The 17,418-nt window shown below is 63.6% G+C and carries 16 protein-coding genes; 14 read left to right on the top strand and 2 right to left on the bottom strand.

Annotation, left to right across the window (positions count from 1 at the left end; genetic code table 11):
- The first annotated feature begins 182 nt into the window (after positions 1–182).
- The 6 genes from msbA (at position 183) to murB (ending at position 5,619) form a co-directional block, all read left to right on the top strand.
- Positions 183–1,922 carry a lipid A export permease/ATP-binding protein MsbA gene (gene msbA, locus ACWHY3_RS10190; protein WP_256961298.1) on the top strand — a complete coding sequence of 580 codons (1,740 nt, stop codon included), beginning with the start codon at positions 183–185 and terminating at the stop codon, positions 1,920–1,922.
- Positions 1,919–2,932, top strand: a complete 1,014-nt coding sequence (gene lpxK / locus ACWHY3_RS10185; protein ID WP_448126459.1) for a tetraacyldisaccharide 4'-kinase — start codon at positions 1,919–1,921, stop codon at positions 2,930–2,932. Before msbA ends, lpxK begins: the two co-directional genes overlap by 4 nt.
- Before the next feature lie 170 nt (positions 2,933–3,102).
- Complete coding sequence (locus ACWHY3_RS10180) at positions 3,103–3,303, top strand: Trm112 family protein (RefSeq protein WP_170835899.1); 201 nt, start codon at positions 3,103–3,105, stop codon at positions 3,301–3,303.
- Positions 3,300–4,088: a 3-deoxy-manno-octulosonate cytidylyltransferase gene (gene kdsB, locus ACWHY3_RS10175; RefSeq protein ID WP_448126458.1), complete on the top strand. Its 789-nt coding sequence runs from the start codon at positions 3,300–3,302 to the stop codon at positions 4,086–4,088. Before ACWHY3_RS10180 ends, kdsB begins: the two co-directional genes overlap by 4 nt.
- Positions 4,085–4,579 (top strand): low molecular weight protein-tyrosine-phosphatase, encoded by a 495-nt coding sequence (locus ACWHY3_RS10170; RefSeq protein WP_087719821.1) that lies wholly within the window; start codon positions 4,085–4,087, stop codon positions 4,577–4,579. The genes kdsB and ACWHY3_RS10170 overlap by 4 nt, the downstream gene beginning before the upstream one ends.
- A complete protein-coding gene (gene murB, locus ACWHY3_RS10165) occupies positions 4,579–5,619 on the top strand; it encodes a UDP-N-acetylmuramate dehydrogenase (protein WP_087719820.1) in 1,041 nt (346 codons plus the stop codon). The genes ACWHY3_RS10170 and murB overlap by 1 nt, the downstream gene beginning before the upstream one ends.
- Positions 5,620–5,789: 170 nt before the next feature.
- On the opposite strand, the gene rne is transcribed toward murB, so the two are convergent.
- Positions 5,790–9,440 (bottom strand): ribonuclease E, encoded by a 3,651-nt coding sequence (gene rne, locus ACWHY3_RS10160; RefSeq protein ID WP_448126457.1) that lies wholly within the window; start codon positions 9,438–9,440, stop codon positions 5,790–5,792.
- Positions 9,441–10,221: 781 nt separating this feature from the next.
- Here rne and ACWHY3_RS10155 point away from each other — a divergent pair.
- The 3 genes from ACWHY3_RS10155 to sppA all read left to right on the top strand — a co-directional run bounded on the left by ACWHY3_RS10155 (position 10,222) and on the right by sppA (position 13,045).
- Positions 10,222–11,169, top strand: a complete 948-nt coding sequence (locus ACWHY3_RS10155) for an RluA family pseudouridine synthase (RefSeq protein ID WP_332779217.1) — start codon at positions 10,222–10,224, stop codon at positions 11,167–11,169.
- On the top strand, positions 11,159–11,863 hold the full coding sequence (locus tag ACWHY3_RS10150) for an HAD-IA family hydrolase (RefSeq protein WP_087719817.1): 705 nt from the start codon (positions 11,159–11,161) through the stop codon (positions 11,861–11,863). Before ACWHY3_RS10155 ends, ACWHY3_RS10150 begins: the two co-directional genes overlap by 11 nt.
- Positions 11,864–11,980: 117 nt before the next feature.
- The gene (gene sppA / locus ACWHY3_RS10145; protein WP_448126456.1) at positions 11,981–13,045 is read left to right on the top strand and encodes a signal peptide peptidase SppA; all 1,065 of its coding nucleotides are present in this window, start codon (positions 11,981–11,983) and stop codon (positions 13,043–13,045) included.
- Here sppA and ACWHY3_RS10140 read toward each other — a convergent pair.
- Positions 13,033–13,626 (bottom strand): Maf family protein, encoded by a 594-nt coding sequence (locus ACWHY3_RS10140; RefSeq protein ID WP_087719815.1) that lies wholly within the window; start codon positions 13,624–13,626, stop codon positions 13,033–13,035. The two genes, sppA and ACWHY3_RS10140, sit on opposite strands and share 13 nt — an antisense overlap.
- 138 nt (positions 13,627–13,764) lie before the next feature.
- Between ACWHY3_RS10140 and ACWHY3_RS10135 the strand changes: the two genes are divergently transcribed.
- From ACWHY3_RS10135 to fabG, 5 genes are read left to right on the top strand one after another with little or no spacing between them, the layout of a single operon-like run.
- Positions 13,765–14,292: a YceD family protein gene (locus ACWHY3_RS10135; protein ID WP_087719814.1), complete on the top strand. Its 528-nt coding sequence runs from the start codon at positions 13,765–13,767 to the stop codon at positions 14,290–14,292.
- Between the two features lie 31 nt (positions 14,293–14,323).
- A complete protein-coding gene (rpmF, locus tag ACWHY3_RS10130; protein WP_087719813.1) occupies positions 14,324–14,494 on the top strand; it encodes a 50S ribosomal protein L32 in 171 nt (56 codons plus the stop codon).
- Positions 14,495–14,520: 26 nt separating this feature from the next.
- Positions 14,521–15,639 carry a phosphate acyltransferase PlsX gene (gene plsX / locus ACWHY3_RS10125; RefSeq protein ID WP_087719812.1) on the top strand — a complete coding sequence of 373 codons (1,119 nt, stop codon included), beginning with the start codon at positions 14,521–14,523 and terminating at the stop codon, positions 15,637–15,639.
- Positions 15,640–15,644: 5 nt separating this feature from the next.
- Positions 15,645–16,607 carry an ACP S-malonyltransferase gene (fabD, locus tag ACWHY3_RS10120; RefSeq protein ID WP_087719811.1) on the top strand — a complete coding sequence of 321 codons (963 nt, stop codon included), beginning with the start codon at positions 15,645–15,647 and terminating at the stop codon, positions 16,605–16,607.
- Positions 16,608–16,619: 12 nt separating this feature from the next.
- On the top strand, positions 16,620–17,363 hold the full coding sequence (gene fabG, locus ACWHY3_RS10115) for a 3-oxoacyl-ACP reductase FabG (protein WP_087719869.1): 744 nt from the start codon (positions 16,620–16,622) through the stop codon (positions 17,361–17,363).
- Positions 17,364–17,418 lie beyond the last annotated feature (55 nt).

The raw sequence follows: 17,418 nt of genomic DNA, 5'->3' as shown, positions 1-17,418 counted from the left end.
ACTCGTGCGCGAGCCCGGTCTTTTCCTCAATCGTTTTCGCCTGGTTTGATCCTGGCTCGCGAGATCGTGAACGGGCTCTAACGGCCGAATAAGCCGTCGCATGAATCCGCCCATTCGGCGTTCTGCCCGGTCGGTATGCGCGGCGTCGGGAGCCTGACCTTTTCCAGTCGAACGGAGTTACCGTGTCACAAGCTTCCAGTTGGGCACTCTATCGACGTCTCCTAGAATACGTCCGCGTGGAATGGCGTTCCTTTGCCCTCGCCGTGGTCGGTTATGCCATCTATGCTGCCTCGAGTACGGCACTGGCGGAGATGATGAAGCGGCTGATCGACGGGATACAGCAACCGGATGCCGCCTTTCGCTTCTTTCTGCCGTTGTTCGTGATCGGCATGTTCGCGGCCCGCGGCATCGGTACCTTTCTGGGCACCTATTTCATGAGCAACGTGGCGCGTAACGTGGTGCACAAACTGCGCTGCAACGTCTTCAACCACATGCTGCACCTGCCCGGTCGCTTCTTCGACATGCACTCCAGCGGTCATCTCATCTCGCGGGTGACCTATCACGTCGAGCAGGTGACAGGGGCGGCCACCAACGCGATCACGATCATCCTGCGGGAAGGCCTGTTCGTGATCGGTCTGATCGGCTACCTGTTCTGGACCAACTGGTTGCTGACGCTGATTTTCATGGGCGTCACGCCGCTGATCGGGCTCGTGGTGCGCTACACCAGCAAGCGCTTCCGCAAGATCTCGCGGCGCATCCAGAATTCCATGGGTGACGTGACGCACGTCGCCTCCGAGGCACTGACTGGTTATCGCGTGGTGCGCACGCACGGGGCGGAAGAGTACGAGAAACGCCGTTTCGAAGCCGCGAGCAACTACAATCGCGAGCAGAGCATCAAGGAGGCGATGACCAAGGCGACCAGCACGCCGGTCATTCAACTGCTGGTGGCGCTGGCACTGGCGGGGCTCGTCTGGCTGGCGATGGCGCCGGAGCTGATGAATGCGATGACGCCGGGAGAGTTCGTCGCCTTCATTACCGCCGCGTCCCTGATGGCCAAGCCCATCCGGTCGCTGACCGACGTCAACAGCATCATCCAGAAAGGGCTCTCGGCTTCGCAGGAGCTTTTTGGCCTGCTGAGTCGGCCGACGGAGAAAGACGAGGGTGAGTACCTGCCGACTCGCCTGGAAGGGCGCGTGCGCTTTGAAGGTGTGCGCTTCGCCTATGACGAAGACCAGCCGGAAGTGCTCAAGGGCATCGATCTGGACGTGCCCGCGGGCCAGATGGTCGCGATCGTGGGGCGTTCGGGAAGCGGCAAGTCGACGCTGATGGGGTTGCTGCCGCGGTTCTACCGGCCGACCGCCGGGCGCATTCTGATCGATGACATCGATATCCAGGAGTACCAGCTGTCGCCGCTGCGCCAGCAGATCGGGCTGGTCTCCCAGCAGGTGACGTTGTTCAACACCACGATCGCCGACAACATCGCCTACGGCGTGCCTGACGCCAGCCGCGAGCAGGTCGAGTCCGCGGCAAGAGCCGCCTACGCGCACGAGTTCATCGAACAACTGCCGAAAGGGTACGACACGCTGGTCGGCGATAACGGGGTCATGCTTTCCGGCGGCCAGCGCCAGCGCCTGGCGATCGCGCGAGCCATCTTCAAGGATGCGCCGGTACTGATTCTGGACGAGGCGACCTCGGCGCTGGATACCGAATCCGAGCGCTACATCCAGCGGGCGCTGGAAGTCGTCTGCCGTGATCGCACCACGTTCGTCATCGCCCACCGCCTATCGACCATCGAGCGCGCCGATCGCATCGCGGTGATGGATCAGGGCAATCTCATCGAGAGCGGCACCCACGCCGAGCTGCTGGAAAAGGGTGGCGCCTACGCCTCCCTTTATCAGCTGCAGTTCCAGGAGGAGGCGTGACGCCGATCGAGCGCGCCTGGTATCGCGGATCGCGGTGGCTGACGCTGCTGGCGCCGCTGGAAGCGCTTTACCGCCAGGCCGTGGTGCGTCGCCGCGAGGCCTACCGCGACGGTCGCCGCGAGATCTGGCAACCGTCGGTCCCGGTGGTCGTCGTGGGCAATCTGTCGGTGGGAGGCACCGGCAAATCGCCGCTGGTTGCCTGGCTGGTGCGCTGGCTGGCGGACAATGGCTGGCGGCCGGGCATCGTCTCCCGGGGTTACGGCGGCAAGGCCTCATCGTACCCGCTGGCGGTGACGGGCCAGACGCCCGTGGCGCAGAGCGGTGACGAGCCGTTGATGCTGGCGCAGCAGACCGGCGCGCCGGTGGCTGTCGATCCCGATCGGCCGCGGGCGGCACGCTGGCTCATCGAACATTCCCGGTGCAACATTCTGATCGCTGACGATGGCCTGCAGCACTACGCCCTGGGGCGATCGCTGGAACTGGTCGTCGTCGACGGCGTGCGAGGATTCGGCAATCGCCACTGCTTGCCGCGCGGCCCCTTGCGGGAACCTTTGCACCGCCTGGGCGACGTCGAGGCGCTGATCGGCAACGGCGGTACAGCATCGCTTGCCAGCACCGATGGCGAAGGCGTCCCGCGCTTTTCGATGACGCTCGTGCCGACGGCGTGGCGCCACCTGGTTAGCGGCAAGCGCTACCCGGTCGAGCAGCTGCCGTTCGGGCTCGATCGTCCCGTTGCGGCACTGGCGGGGATCGGGCATCCGCAACGATTCTTCGACACGCTCGAGGCGCTGGGCGTGCCTCATGAAGGGGTCGCGTTCGGCGATCATCACCAGTTCTCCGTTGCCGATTTGCCCGCTGCCCCGAGCGTCGTGGTCATGACCGCGAAGGATGCGGTCAAATGCGCCGGCTTTGCCGACGATCGTTGCTGGGTGCTGGACGTCGAGGCGGCACCCGAACCGGCCTTCGTGGAGTGGTGGGCCGGGCAGGTCGAGGGCTGGGCGCGATCCTAGATACCCTCTCCGTCTCTGGCATGTGAGCTCCGCTGGAATGGAAGTCCCTCTGGAATGGAAGCCCCGCTGGCATGTAGACGACGATGGCGCGATCATGGTCGCAGATTTCTAAGGGTCGGTTTCGTCTGGCTCGTGGTGGCGTACACAGGCATCGTTGATAAGGAAGAATCATGGATAAGGAATTGATGGCAATGCTGATCTGTCCGGTCAGCCATAGTGAACTGACATACGATCGCGAGCGTCAGGAACTCAAGAGCTCGGTCAGCGGGCTGGCCTATCCGATTCGAGATGGGATTCCGGTGATGCTGGAAAATGAAGCCCGTGTGATGTCGACCGAGGAGAAGCTCGGCAAGGCAGCGCCGGCACCATGAATGATTACGTGGTGGTGATTCCGGCTCGGTACGGGTCCAGCCGCCTCCCGGGCAAGCCGCTGATGGACATCGACGGCTTGCCCATGGTCCAGCACGTATGGATGAGGGCCAATGACAGCGGTGCCTCGCGCGTCGTGATCGCGACCGACGACGCCCGCATCGAGCAGGCCGCGCAGGCATTCGGCGCCGAGGTGGTGATGACTCGCGACGACCACCCTTCGGGCACCGATCGCCTGGCAGAAGTGGCCGCCAGGCTGCAATTGCCCGACGAGACCATCGTCGTCAATGTGCAGGGTGACGAGCCGCTGCTGCCAGCCAGCGCAATCGACCGTGTCGCCACGCGGCTCGCGGCGGACGACCGGGCGTCCGTATCGACGCTGGCCGAGCCGATCCATGACGTGGATACGCTGTTCAATCCCAACGTGGTCAAGGTCGTCACCGATCTGACGGGGCGGGCGCTCTATTTCTCGAGGGCGCCGATTCCCTGGGATCGCAACGCCTGGAAGACGCAGCCGCCGACGCTGCTGGAGACGGATGCCTGGTTGCGCCATATCGGTCTTTACGCCTATCGCGCCGGATTTTTGGCCGAGTATGTCAATTGGCAGCCGGCGCCGCTGGAGCAGCTCGAGCAGCTCGAGCAGTTGAGAGCGCTGCAGCACGGTCATCTCATTCAGGTGGCAACGGTCACGTCGTCGCTGCCCGGCGGTGTCGACACGCAGGAAGACTTGGAGCGCGTGCGTCAGTATTTTGCACAACGTAGTGACGAGAAGCGGAGCGAGGCATGAGCGATTCGCGTCCCGAATGGCGAATCCTGTTCGTCTGCATGGGCAATATCTGCCGTTCACCGACGGCCGAAGGCATGCTGAGGAAGCGCCTGGAGGAAGAAGGCATGGCGGATCGCGTGGCGGTGGACTCCTGTGGTACCGGCGCCTGGCACGTGGGCCAGCCGCCGGACCCGCGTGCGCTTCGGGCCGCCACCGATCGAGGCATCGACCTCGGTGAATTGCGCGGGCGGCAGTTGACCGTCGAGGACTTCGAGCGGTTCGAGGAGATCCTGGTGATGGACAGCGACAATCTCGAGCGCACGCTCGCGCTGCAGCCGGCTGACAGCCGTGCTCGCGTGTCGCGCTTGCTGAATTATGCCGGGCAGCTCGACGAAGACGTGCCGGACCCCTATTTCGGCGGCGAAGCCGGGTTTCAGCAGGTGCTGGATCAGTTGGAAGACGCTGTGGAAGGCGTCGTGGCATCGTTGCGTCAGCGGCTGGGTATCCTCTGATGCGGGAAGGCGAGGTTGACGATCTGGAGGTCGATCATGATCTTTCCGACGCCAATACGCTGGCGCTACCCAGCCGGGCAGCGCGTTTCTGGCGCGCCCGGACCGAAGGTGAGGTCGTTCAAGGGCTGCAACTGGCCAACGAGCACGGCTGGGAGATGACGGTGCTGGGCGGCGGCAGCAATGTGCTGTTGCCACGTCGGATCGAAGGGCTCACGCTGTGTGCGGATCTCGAAGGCGTATCGTTCGCGCCGGGTCGCGGCAATGCGGTTCATGTCGAAGTGGGCGCTGGGGTCGGCTGGCACGCGCTGGTCGAATCCTGTGTCGAGCGTGAGCTATGGGGGATCGAGAATCTCGCCTTGATTCCCGGATTGGCCGGCGCCGCGCCGATCCAGAATATCGGCGCGTACGGTGTCGAGATCGCCGACGTGCTGGATTGGGTCGAGCTCGTGGACCGGCGGGACGGTAGGCGGCATCGCCTGGAACGCGAGGCTTGCGAGCTGGGCTATCGCGATAGTGTGTTCAAGCGCGAGCTGGCGAATCAGGTCGTCATTACCCGGCTTGGCCTGACGCTCTCCTCGCGCCCCGCGCCCAAGCTCGATTACGGTGCGCTGAGTGAGCATGTGGCCGCGCCTGCAAGCGCACGGGATGTCTTCGCGGCTGTCTGTGCCATACGCCGTGAGAAGCTGCCCGATCCGGCACATACGCCCAACGCCGGCAGCTTTTTCAAGAACCCGTTCGTCTCCGGGATTCAGGCTTCTCACCTGTTGTCACAGATGCCGTCGATGCCGCACTATCCGCAGCCGGATGGGCGGGTGAAGCTGGCCGCGGGCTGGTTGATCGATCAGTGTGGATTGAAAGGGTATCGACAAGGCAGTTTTGGCGTTCATGATCGCCAGGCTCTGGTACTGGTTCATTTCGGAGGCGGGACGCTGGAAGGGCTGTTGGCCTTTGCCGACCAGATCGTCGAGACCGTTCATGCCCGATTCGAGGTGACGCTGGAGCGTGAGCCGCGCTGGGTCGGGGCGCGGTCGATCGGTTAGCGGGGGTGATGACAGAGCGTAATGGCCGAGAGAGATAACGTCCTCGAGACAAGACGTTAGGCCTTCGGGAAGACGTTAGGCCCTCGAGACAGGCGCTGGCGAGCGGCCAAGAAAAAGCCCAGACAATATTGTCTGGGCTTTTCGCTTTCTACGGCAGCTGTCGTTGACGATCAGCTATCGTTCTGGCCGGACTCGCGACGACGCTTTTCGCGCGGGTCGTTGTGGGCCCGACGACGACGCGGCCGGCGTGGCTCGCTGCTGCTCTCTTCGCCGGAAGCGTCGGCACTCGGCGTTCTGGCTGTCGATGCCGGCTCGCTGGATTCAGCGTTGTCGGATGTCGCAGCTGCTGCCTGATGATCGCCGGCTTCGGCCTGGCTGGGCGCCGTGTCCGGTGTCGCCGGCTCGGGCGCTGCGGCGCTGGCGGTCGCGGAAGCCGGTGCCTGCTCCTGGGCCTCGGATGAAGCCGGCACGGCAGACAGCATGGTCGTGCCTGCAACCGGCGTTGCTGGCGCTTCCTGGGCCTTTTCTACGCCAGCTTCGCGCTCGGCCGCTGACTTCGACTCCGCAACCGGCTCGTTCGTCTCGCCAGGAATCGCGCCTTCAGCGGCGGCTGCCGGTACGTCGGCGTTCGATACGCTGTCAGCGGCCGTGGATGCCGCCTTTTCCGGCTGCGGCGTGCGGTCACGCTTCTGACGAGGCGATTTTTCGCGAGACGGCTCTTCACGAGACGGCTCTTCACGAGACTGTACGGGCTTGGGCTCGGCTGTCGTCTCCGACGAAGAGGATTCGCTCGCTTGTGCCGCCGTAGCCTCCTGGCGGGGCGCTTCGGCTTTGACGTCGTCAGCGGTCGTCCTGGTCGCGACATCGGGTTTATCGTCGCTCGGCGAAGTGGCTGACGTTTTTGCGGGGCGCTCGGCGGATTCCGCCGTCGTCTCGACAACATCGGCAGCTGCGCTCGTCGGCTGGCTGACGGTCGGGGTGGCGTCCGCCTTGTCGGCAGCTGCTTCCTGTCGCTGGGCAGTCTTGCTCGGCGCCGCGGCGGTCTGGTCAGCCTGTGGCTTTTCGGCAGCGGCCGGCTGCTCAACAGGCTTCGTATCCGCCTTCGTATCTGCCTTGGGAGCCGCAGGCGTGGCCGTGGGTTTGTCGTCCTGGGTCGACGACTGCCGTGCCGTGGAGGCCTGAGTCTCGGCGTTCGTCTTCGCCTCGTCGGTCGCCTTGGCCTCAGCAGCCGTCTCCGCCTTGTCGGTCGCCTTGGCTTCGCCGGTTGCCTTGGGCTCAGCAGTCGCCTTCGCTTCGTCAGTCGCCTTCGCTTCGTCAGTTGCCTTCGCTTCGACTGCCTTGGACTTGGCTTCGACCGCGTCGGCGGCTGTGGTCGGTGCTGCTGCCTCGGTCGCGCTGCTGGTATCCGTCGGCGCCTCGGCCTGCAGACGTTGCTGCTCTTCGACCGCTGCCGGATTCAGCGCATGCTTGCGCGAGCGATTGCGCGGATTGTTGCGCGTGCGCTTCGGCTTGCTGTCGACGGCCTCCGTCGCGGCGACTGGTGCCGTCTCGCGTGTCTCGGTGCGCGAAGGCTTGATGTCGCTGGACGGTTTGTTGCTCTCGGGCTTCGAGGTGTCGTTACGCCGATCGTTAGCGGTCTTGTCGGCTTTTTCGGCCTTGTCGGCTTTTTCGACCTTGTCGCTACTGCGGTTATCCGGACGGTTCTCCTGCCGATTATCCTGGCGCGGCTGACGGGGCTGGCCCTGACGGTCGTCCTGGCTGCGGCGTCGGCGGTTATTACCTTGCCGATTGCCATTGTCGTTGCGACCGTTGCCGTCGTTCCGGGAATTGCTGTCGCTACGAGCGTTGTCGGCGGTTTTGGTATTGCCGTCGTTACGCTTGGCGCCGCCGTCACGATCATTCTTCTGGGAGGACGAGCGCGACGGGCGTGAATTGCCCGCGCCATTATTGTTGCCGCTGGCACCGCCACGGGGCGTGCTCGTCGATTGGCCGCCGCTATTAGTGCCTTGGCCGCGCTGGCTGGCCGTGCCGTTCGGCTTCGACATTTCCTCGCCGGCACGGTGACGTCCGAACAGACCTCGGAAGAGCTGCAGCAGGCCGCCCGAGCTCTGGCCCTGCTGGGGGGTTGCCGGCGTCGGCGTCGGCGTCGGTGCATTGGGTGCGCTCGGCGCCTGCGGGGTCGGCTCCGGCTCCTGGTGGAGCGAGTCCGGGGCAGGTGCGGTGTGCTGAACGGTCTGCACGGCGGCCTGAGTGCGCTGAATCGGCTTGGCGAGCGTCGTCTCCGGCTCTTTGAGCAGCTCGCTGTCGACGGAAAGTTCGAAGCTCGACTTGGTGTCGTCGCCGTCTTCGGAGACATGGTCATCGCGGAAACGCTGGACTTCGTAGTGCGGCGTATCCATCTCCGGATTCGGCAGCAGCAGAACCTTGACGTTCTGGCGGCGCTCGATGTCGGAGAGCACGTTGCGCTTCTCGTTGAGCAGATAGGTCGCCACGGGGACCGGCAGAATGGCGCGAATCTGGGCGCTGCGCTCCTTCATTGCCTCCTCTTCGATCAGGCGCAGGATCGACAGCGCAATGGAGCGCACATCGCGGATGGTGCCTTGACCATCACAGCGGGGGCAGACGACGCCGCTGGTCTCGCCGAGAGAGGGACGCAGACGCTGGCGCGACATTTCCATCAGGCCGAAGCGCGAGATACGGCCGATCTGAACGCGCGCGCGGTCGAGCTTGAGTGCGTCACGCACGCGATTCTCGACTTCGCGCTGATTGCGCGCGGGCGACATGTCGATGAAGTCGATGACGACCAGGCCGCCGATATCCCGCAGGCGTAGCTGACGGGCGATTTCGTCGGCCGCTTCCAGGTTGGTCTGCAGGGCGGTCTCTTCGATATCGGCGCCGCGGGTGGCGCGTGCCGAGTTGATGTCGATGGAAACCAGCGCTTCGGTATGATCGATGACGACCGAACCGCCGGAAGGCAGTTTGACCTCACGCTGATAGGCCGTCTCGATCTGGGATTCGATCTGGAAGCGCGAGAACAGCGGTACGTCGTCGGTGTAGAACTTGATCTTCTGCTGGTAGGACGGCATGACTTGGCGAATGAAGCTGAGGGCTTCCTCGTGGACGCCCTTGCTGTCGATCAGCACCTCGCCGATATCCTGGCGCAGGTAGTCGCGCATGGCACGAATGATGACGTTCGACTCGCGGTAGATCAGGAAGGGGGCTGGCCGCTTGACCGCTTCGGTCGTGATGGCGTCCCACACCTGCGCCAGATAGTCGAGGTCCCACTGAAGCTCTTCCGGCGAGCGGCCGATGCCCGCGGTGCGAACGATGACGCCCATCTTGTCGGGCAGCGTCAGCTGGCCCATGGCTTCCTTGAGCTGGCTGCGCTCTTCACCTTCGATACGACGAGAGATGCCGCCGGCGCGAGGATTGTTGGGCATCAGGACCAGAAAGCGACCGGCCAGACTGACGAAGGTCGTCAACGCCGCGCCCTTGTTGCCGCGCTCTTCCTTGTCGACCTGGACGATGACTTCCTGGCCTTCCTTCAGGACTTCCTTGATGTTCGGCCGGCCTGACGGCTCCTTGGAGAAATACTCGCGAGAGATCTCCTTGAGCGGCAGGAAGCCGTGGCGCTCTGCGCCGAAATCGACGAAGGCCGCTTCGAGACTGGGCTCGAGGCGGGTGATCTTGCCCCGATAGATATTGGCTTTCTTCTGCTCCCGGGCACCGGATTCGATGTCCAGGTCGTAAAGGCGTTGTCCATCGACGAGCGCGACGCGCAGCTCTTCGGGCTGTGTCGCGTTGATGAGCATTCTTTTCATACGGTCTCGCTAATTGAGCGTGCCGGTGGAAGGCGTGCTGCAATCGGCGACGACGAACCGCTAGCGGTCGTGCTGTGCTCGCGCACATGGGTGGAGCGACCCGGCAGGGCAAACAAGCGCGGCGTGTGTCAGAACGGGTTCAACGTGCAACACGTGCGAAACCCGCGTCAGGGACTCGAGGAGGAGGTCCGAAAATCGCTTGTCACGTGGCACGAAATGCCCATCGATGCGAGTTCGGATCGACGCTCGTCGAGCCCAGTAACGTGCCTGCTCATTGCCATTACATCTTTGCTGTCGTTACCTGCTTTTATCGGGTGCTACACGAACATGGGTCGAGTACGAAACGGTGGCAGGACATGTCACGGTGCGCTTTTTCGTTGGCGCATCCGGTCCTGCAGACTGCCGTTCATATCACTTGGCATTGTTCGGTTCGGCGACGCCTTCCACTGGTACCTGTGGATTTTCCCGCGAGTCTGGCGAACTGAGACTGTCAGTCGCGCCGTCGAGTCGGGGTCTGGCGTTCCAAACGTGTTTTGATCATTCCAGCAGCCGTGAGCGGTAGGCTTCGTTAACTCTCTGGAAGATCGAGACATTTTTTCACTTCGGCCAGCGTATTCAGTGGCTGGCGCCTGAATGGGCATAGCGCCCACCGAGTGAGCTCGCAATATAACAGTAATGCCGAGGTAGCGGCAATTGAGCTCGCGCTGCGGGCGCGGTGCGTTAGAATGGCGCCCGGCGGCGCGCGGGTGTCGCCACGGAGCGCCGTCGAGGGGAGTCAAGCATGGCCGAAGGCCAGGAAGTTCAGTTCATCGAGGTCAGCGAGTCGCAGCATGGGCAGCGAATCGACAATTTCTTGCGTACGCGGCTCAAGGGGGCGCCGAAATCGTTGATCTACCGCATCGTTCGCAAGGGCGAGGTGCGCGTCAACAAGAAGCGCATCAAGGCGGATTATCGCGTCCAGGCCGGCGACATGGTTCGCGTGCCGCCGTTGAGGCTGGCGCCGGAAAGCGCCGTCAAGGAGGCCAGCGAAAGCCTGCGTAACCTGCTGGCCGGCAGTGTCGTCATCGAAGGCCCGGACTGGCTGGTGATCAACAAGCCTTCCGGGCTGGCGGTACATGGAGGGAGCGGGGTCAAGATCGGATTGATCGAGGCGCTGCGCCAGGTGCGCGAAGACCTGGATTTTCTCGAGCTCGTTCATCGGCTCGACCGTGATACCTCGGGCTGTCTGCTGCTGGCCAAGAACCGTGAATCGCTGCTGTCTCTCAACACCGCGCTGCGCGAGCGCCGCATGGAGAAGGGCTATCTGGCGCTGGTTCAGGGGCGCTGGCCGGCGCGCCGCGATTACGTCAGTGCGCGGCTGGAGCGCTATGACGCCGGTAACGGCGAGCGACGAGTGCGGGTGGATGACGGCGGCAAGGTGTCGCGCACGCGCTTCGCCGTGCGGGAAACGTTCCCGAAGGTCACGCTGGTCGAGGCGGAGCCGGTCACTGGTCGTACTCACCAGATTCGTGTTCATGCCGCTCATGCCGGTCACCCGCTGCTAGGGGACGACAAGTACGGCAGCGCCGAGGGAGCCTACCTTGCACGCTCCCTGCGCCTGGATCGGCTGTTCCTCCATGCGCTGACGCTGACCTTCCCCGACCCCAAGACCGGGCGCCCGGTACAAGCGAGAGCGCCGCTGGAACCGGGGTTGGAAAAGGTACTGGAGCGTGCCCGTCATGGCGGTTGAGACGAGCGCGGTCGAAGCGCTGCCGGGCCAGGCAGTTCGGCGCTGTCGCTATTCGCTGGTCATCTTCGACTGGGATGGCACGCTGATGGACTCCGCGGCGCGTATCGTCGCCTGCATGCAGGCCGCTGCGCGTGAGCTGCAATGGCCGGTGCCGGATGACGCTGCCGTTCGCGACATTATCGGGCTAGGACTGCCCGAAGCGGTCGCCGTACTGTTTCCGGACGTGACGCTTCAGGAGCAGGATCGTTTGCGCGAAGCCTATGGGCATCAGTTCCGGGCCGTCGATCGAATACCGACGCCGTTTTTTCCCGGCGTGACCGAGGGTATCCGGCGCTTGCGGGGTGACGCTGAATGCCGGCTGGCGGTGGCGACCGGAAAAAGTCGTCGTGGGCTCGACCGTGTCTTCGGCCACGAATCCTGCGGTGACTGGTTCGTTGCCAGCCGCACCGCCGATCTCACCCGCTCCAAGCCGCATCCGCTGATGCTGGAAGAGCTGTTGGCCGAGTGTGGCGTGCCGGTGGCGGAGGCCGTCATGGTCGGGGATACCGAATATGATCTGGAGATGGCCAGGGCCATCGGCATGGATCGCGTCGCGGTGACCTACGGCGTTCACGAGCGTCAGCGCCTGATGCGTAGCGAGCCGCAATTCGTTGCCGACGACTTTTCATCGGTCGTCGAGTGGCTGCTGGTTTGAGAGCGCCGGTTGTCGGCATCGAGGCGATATCCGATCCCGCCGGCATGACGGGATACCGGATAGCTCCCGCGTGTCCGGATGGTCCATGCACGGTGGCATTCAGCAAGGAGAGGATAGATGAGCGACGAACGACGGGATGACTGGACACAGGGGCCGGAACTGAGCCGGGAGGAAGTCGAGCGACGTCGGGCGGCAGCCTCTTCCCGCGATGACGAGCCGACCGATGCCGACTCGGTGCGATTGGCCGAAGTGCAGATGATGGATCGCTGGATCGGCGGCGTGCTGAAAGAGCAGCGGCGATCACGACGCTGGAAGATATTCTTTCGCCTGCTGTTCGCGCTGATCGTGATCGCGAGCCTCTGTCTGAGCGCCTATGCCATGTTCCTGGCGCAGGGGGAGGGGGCGTCTGCCAGCCGTCGCCATCTTGGCATCGTCGAGGTCAGCGGGCCCATCGATGCCAACGGCCAGGCCAGCGCGGAGCGCATCATCGAAGGATTGCAGCAGGCCTGGCGCGCCTCGGACGCCGATGCCGTCGTGCTGCATGTCAATAGCCCCGGCGGCAGCCCGGTCCAGTCGCAACGGGTTTACGACGAGATTCGCTATCTCCAGGGGCAGGGCGATAAGCCGATTCTGGCAGTGATCGAGGATATCGGTGCCAGCGGTGCCTACTACATGGCCTCGGCGGCGGATCGCATCTACGCGTCGCCAGCCAGTCTGGTCGGCTCCATCGGGGTCATCAGTGCCGGATTCGGCCTTCAGGAAGCGATCGACAAGGTGGGCGTCGAGCGGCGGGTCTTTACCGCCGGTGAGAACAAGGCCTTCATGGATCCGTTCTCCGAGATTTCACCGGCGCAGCGCGACTTCTGGCAATCGGTATTGAACACCACGCATCAGCAGTTCATCGATGCGGTCAAGGCTGGGCGTGGCGACCGCCTGAGCGACGATCCTGCACTCTTCTCGGGTCTGATATGGACCGGTGAACAGGCAAAAGCGCTGGGGCTGGTCGATGACATCGGCAATCTCGAGCAACTGTCTCGCGCACGCCTGGGCGAGGTGAGTCTGAAGGATTATACGCCGTCGCTGGACCCCTGGGCGCTGGTCTCCGACAAGCTGACCAGCGCTGCCGCTCACTGGCTGGGGCTGAGCAACGGCGCCTCGCCCGTACGCTATCAGTTGCCCTGACCCGCGAGGGGGTTCAGCCCTGCCTCTCTCAGAAGTTCGCAGAGCTTGATGAGGGGCAGGCCGATCAAGGTGTTGGGGTCGTTGCCTTCGAAGCGCTGGAACAGTGCAATGCCGAGGCCTTCCATGCGGAAGCTGCCCGAGCTGTCGTAAGGCTGATCGCGAGAGACGTAGTTTTCGATCTCCTCGTCACTCAGGTTTCGGAACCAGACATGGTAGGTGTCATGCACGACACGATGACGCCCGGCACCGGTGTCGATCAGGGCGAGACCAGTCATGAAGCTGACCTGATGGCCCGAAAACCGGCGCAAATTGGCGCAAGCCGTATCGAAGTCGCCGGGCTTTCCCAGCATGTCTCCTTCGAACAGCGCCAGCTGGTCGGAGCCGATGATCAGGTGATCGGGATAGTCGGCTGCGATCGCCTGCGCCTTGGACAGCGCCAGGCGGTGCGCCAGGGTGACGGCATTCTCGTCGGCGCGCCGGGCTTCGTCGATATCCGGTGCGGCCCATTGGTAGGAGAGATCGAGCCGATCCAGTAACTGGCGGCGGTAGCGAGAGCTGGAGGCGAGTACCAGGCGAGACATGGGCTTCCTCTTTGGAGTCGGATAGGTGTCGCGCCGGGTTCCTGGCCCGAGACCCGTAGCCGACGCGTTTCCGGCAACAGGATAGCGTGCTTCATCTGCTTTGACAGGGGCACGGTGAGTCCCTATTATGTCGCGCCTATGTTGACCAGACGACTTCCACCGACCGTCGAACCCTATCGGGCAGCGGCAAACCAAGAAATGATCGAGGGTCTCGTCGACCTCGAGAAACTGGTGCGCCTGCAGGATGAGATCGGGCCGCAGCAAGGCAACGCTAGCGTCAGGCTGCAGTTCGACGTCGACACGCAGCGGCGCCATCTCATCGACGGCGAGCTGGAAGCGGATCTCATGGTGCCGTGTCGGCGCTGCCTGCAGCCCATGGCGGTATCCGTCGCGAGCCATTTCAAGCTGGCCATCGTCAGTGACGATGCGTTGGCGGCGGAGGTGCCCAGTGACTACGAGCCGGTTCTGGTCGACGACGAACAGCTTGACCTGCTGGGGGCGGTCGAGGACGAGCTGATTCTCAGCCTGCCCCAAGTGGTCTATCACGATGAAGCGAATTGTGCGATTTCTCGTGAGCAAATGAGCAGCGGTGAAGCCCCGGTTGAAGAGGTCTCCCGCCCTGATAGCCCCTTTGACGTCCTGAAGTCGTTGAAGGGAAAATTCTGAATCTGAAAGACATTGACGTTGGAGTCATATCATGGCCGTTCAACAAAACCGTAAAACTCGTTCCAAGCGTGGCATGCGTCGTGCACACGATGCCCTGACTTCTCCGGCTTTGTCCCAGGATCAGGAAACCGGTACCACGCATCGTCGTCATCACGTCGCGCCGGACGGCTACTATCGTGGTCGCAAGGTCGTCGACGTTTAACGAGACCTCGAGCGTTTCGCTAGGCAATGCGCATCGCCATTGATGCCATGGGCGGGGACTTCGGTCCCCGCGCCACTATTGGTGGTCTGTTTCTGGCGCTGGCGCGCCACCCTGATCTCGAACCGTCGGTGTTTGGTCCGCGGGCAGAGCTTTGCGCTCTGGTGGCGGAACTGGGCAAGGCCTCGGGGGAGCCGTCCCTCGCCAAACGCGTCAGGCTGGTGGATGCACCGCGTGTGGTGCTGCAGTCCACGCCGCCGATGGATGTGTTCGACGACCCTTCCGCCACCAGCTTGTACGGCATGCTGGCAGCCGTGTGTGAACACGAAGCCGATGCCGGCATTACCTGTGGCAATACCGGTGCGCTGGTCGCGCTGGCGCGGCGCGAGTTGGGGACGGTTCCCGGCATTTCGCGACCTGCCATCAGTACGGCGGTGCCGACCCGAAAGGGTGGGCGCTGCTATCTGCTGGACCTGGGCGCCAGTGTCGATGTGCACGCCCGACATCTGTTCGACTTCGCCCATATGGGGGCGCTGATGGCGCGCGTCGTGGATGGCGTTGCGGTGCCCAGGGTGGCGCTGCTGAATATCGGCGTCGAGGCGAGCAAGGGGGTGGCTCGCGTACGTGAAGCCGACGCGCTGCTAAGGGGGCGCGGTGGCAGCGACTTCGAGTACATCGGGTATCTCGAGGGCGATGCCATCTTTTCCGGCCAGGCCGACGTGGTGGTTTGCGACGGCTTCGTGGGAAACGCCGTGCTCAAGGCGAGCGAGGGGGTCGCCCAGATGCTGCTCAAGCGTCTGCAGGAAACCTTCGAGTCCCACTGGTCGACGCGGCTGGTCACGGCACTGGCAAGGCCGACGCTGATGCGGCTCAAGGCGCAGCTGGATCCGGTGCGGCATAACGGCGCCAGCCTGCTTGGCCTGAATCGCATCGTGGTCAAAAGCCACGGTAACGCCAGCGCCCAGGCTTTTGCTTTCGCCATCGACCGGGCAATGCGAGAAGTCGAGGTCGGGCTTCCGGGGCATTTCCGCGCTGCATGGTCTCAGGATGTAGCGACGCCTGTTATCTCGTCGACCGTTGCGAGCGGTCGAGTGGATAGCGGGTCTCGCGATATGACGAGTTCCGACGGTCCATCATTTCAAGGGTGAGCGCGATGACGCAATCACTGGCTTTGGTCTTTCCGGGGCAGGGTTCCCAGCAGGTCGGCATGCTGCGGGAACTCGCCGAACGTTACAGCGTAGTGCGCACGACATTCGATGAAGCATCGGAAGCGCTGGGCTATGATCTTTGGCATGTCGTTCAGGAAGGACCAGAAGAAAAACTCAACGCGACGGCTTGTACGCAACCTGCGCTGCTGACCGCCAGCGTGGCGATCTGGCGCGTCTGGCAGGAGCTCGAAGGGCCGCGTCCCGGCATGATGGCTGGGCATAGTCTGGGCGAGTATAGCGCCATGGTCTGTTCCGGCGCCCTGGGCTTTGCCGAAGGCGTGCGTCTCGTGCGTTTGCGTGGCGAGGCGATGCAGCAGGCGGTGCCGGCCGGCGTCGGCGCGATGGCCGCGATTCTGGGTCTGGACGACACGGCGGTGGAAGCGGCCTGTCGCGATGCGGCCCAGTCGGAGGTGGTGTCGGCGGTAAATTACAATTCGCCGGGCCAGGTCGTCATCGCGGGGCATCAGGGTGCTGTCGATCGCGCCATTGCGCTGTGCCAGGAGGCGGGTGCCAAGCGTGCGCTGCCCTTGCCTGTTTCGGTGCCGTCCCACTGTGCCTTGATGCAGCCCGCGGCCGAGCAGGTTGCCCAGGCGATGGCGACGATGGAATTCAAGCTGCCGCGTTACGCCGTCTACCAGAACGTCAATGCGCAAGTGCCGCAGACGACGGAGGTGCTCCAGCAGCGTCTGGTCGAGCAGCTCTACCGTCCGGTGCGCTGGACCGAATGCGTCAATGCCATGTTCGACGATGGCGCCGGGGTCTTCATCGAATGCGGGCCGGGCAAGGTTCTGACCGGACTGAACAAGCGGATCCAGCGTCAGGCCAAGGGGCTCGCAGTCAACGACCCTGACACCTTGGCTGCGGCGCTGGAGCTGGCGCGTGATGCGCTGGATGTACAAGAGCCTTAAAGGATGGATGACATCATGACCGAACGTAGAGTCGCGCTGGTCACGGGAGCGAGCCGGGGTATCGGGCGCGCGGTCGCGCACGAGCTGGGGCGGCAGGGGCGAATCGTCGTCGCCACCGCGACCAGTGAAAGTGGCGCCGCCAGGATTGACGAGGATCTCAAGGCTCAAGATATCGAGGGGTTGGGTCTGGCGCTGGACGTGACGGATCAGGCCAGTATCGATGCCGTGTTCAAGCGCATCACCGAAACCTTCGGGGCACCGACCATTCTGGTCAACAATGCCGGCATCACGCGGGATAACCTGCTGATGCGCATGAAAGAAGACGAGTGGGACGAGGTGCTCGATACCAACCTGAAGTCGGTCTATCGTGTTTCCAAGGCGAGTCTCAGGGGGATGACGCGGGCGCGCTTCGGTCGTATCGTCAACGTCAGTTCCGTCGTCGCGATGATGGGCAATCTGGGACAGGCCAACTATGCTGCCGCCAAGGCGGGCATGGAAGGTTTTACCCGGGCCCTGGCTCGAGAGGTCGCCTCCCGTGCGATCACGGTCAATGCCGTGGCGCCCGGTTTTATCGACACGGACATGACCCAGTCCTTGCCGGAAGCGCAGCGAGAAGCGCTTCTGGGACAAATTCCGCTGGCGCGCCTGGGGCAGCCGGCGGAAATCGCTGCCGCCATTGGGTTTCTCACCAGCGATGCTGCCGGGTATATTACCGGCGAAACGCTGCAGGTTAACGGCGGTATGAACATGCGGTAATCCTTCCGCGACGCGGGTTGCGTCGTCTGGGGGCGGTCTATAAACTACCCGCAGC

The sequence above is a fragment of the Salinicola sp. NYA28a genome (assembly GCF_976982775.1).
Note: the sequence above shows the minus strand (reverse complement) of the source record. Positions and strands in the feature narration are given on the sequence as shown.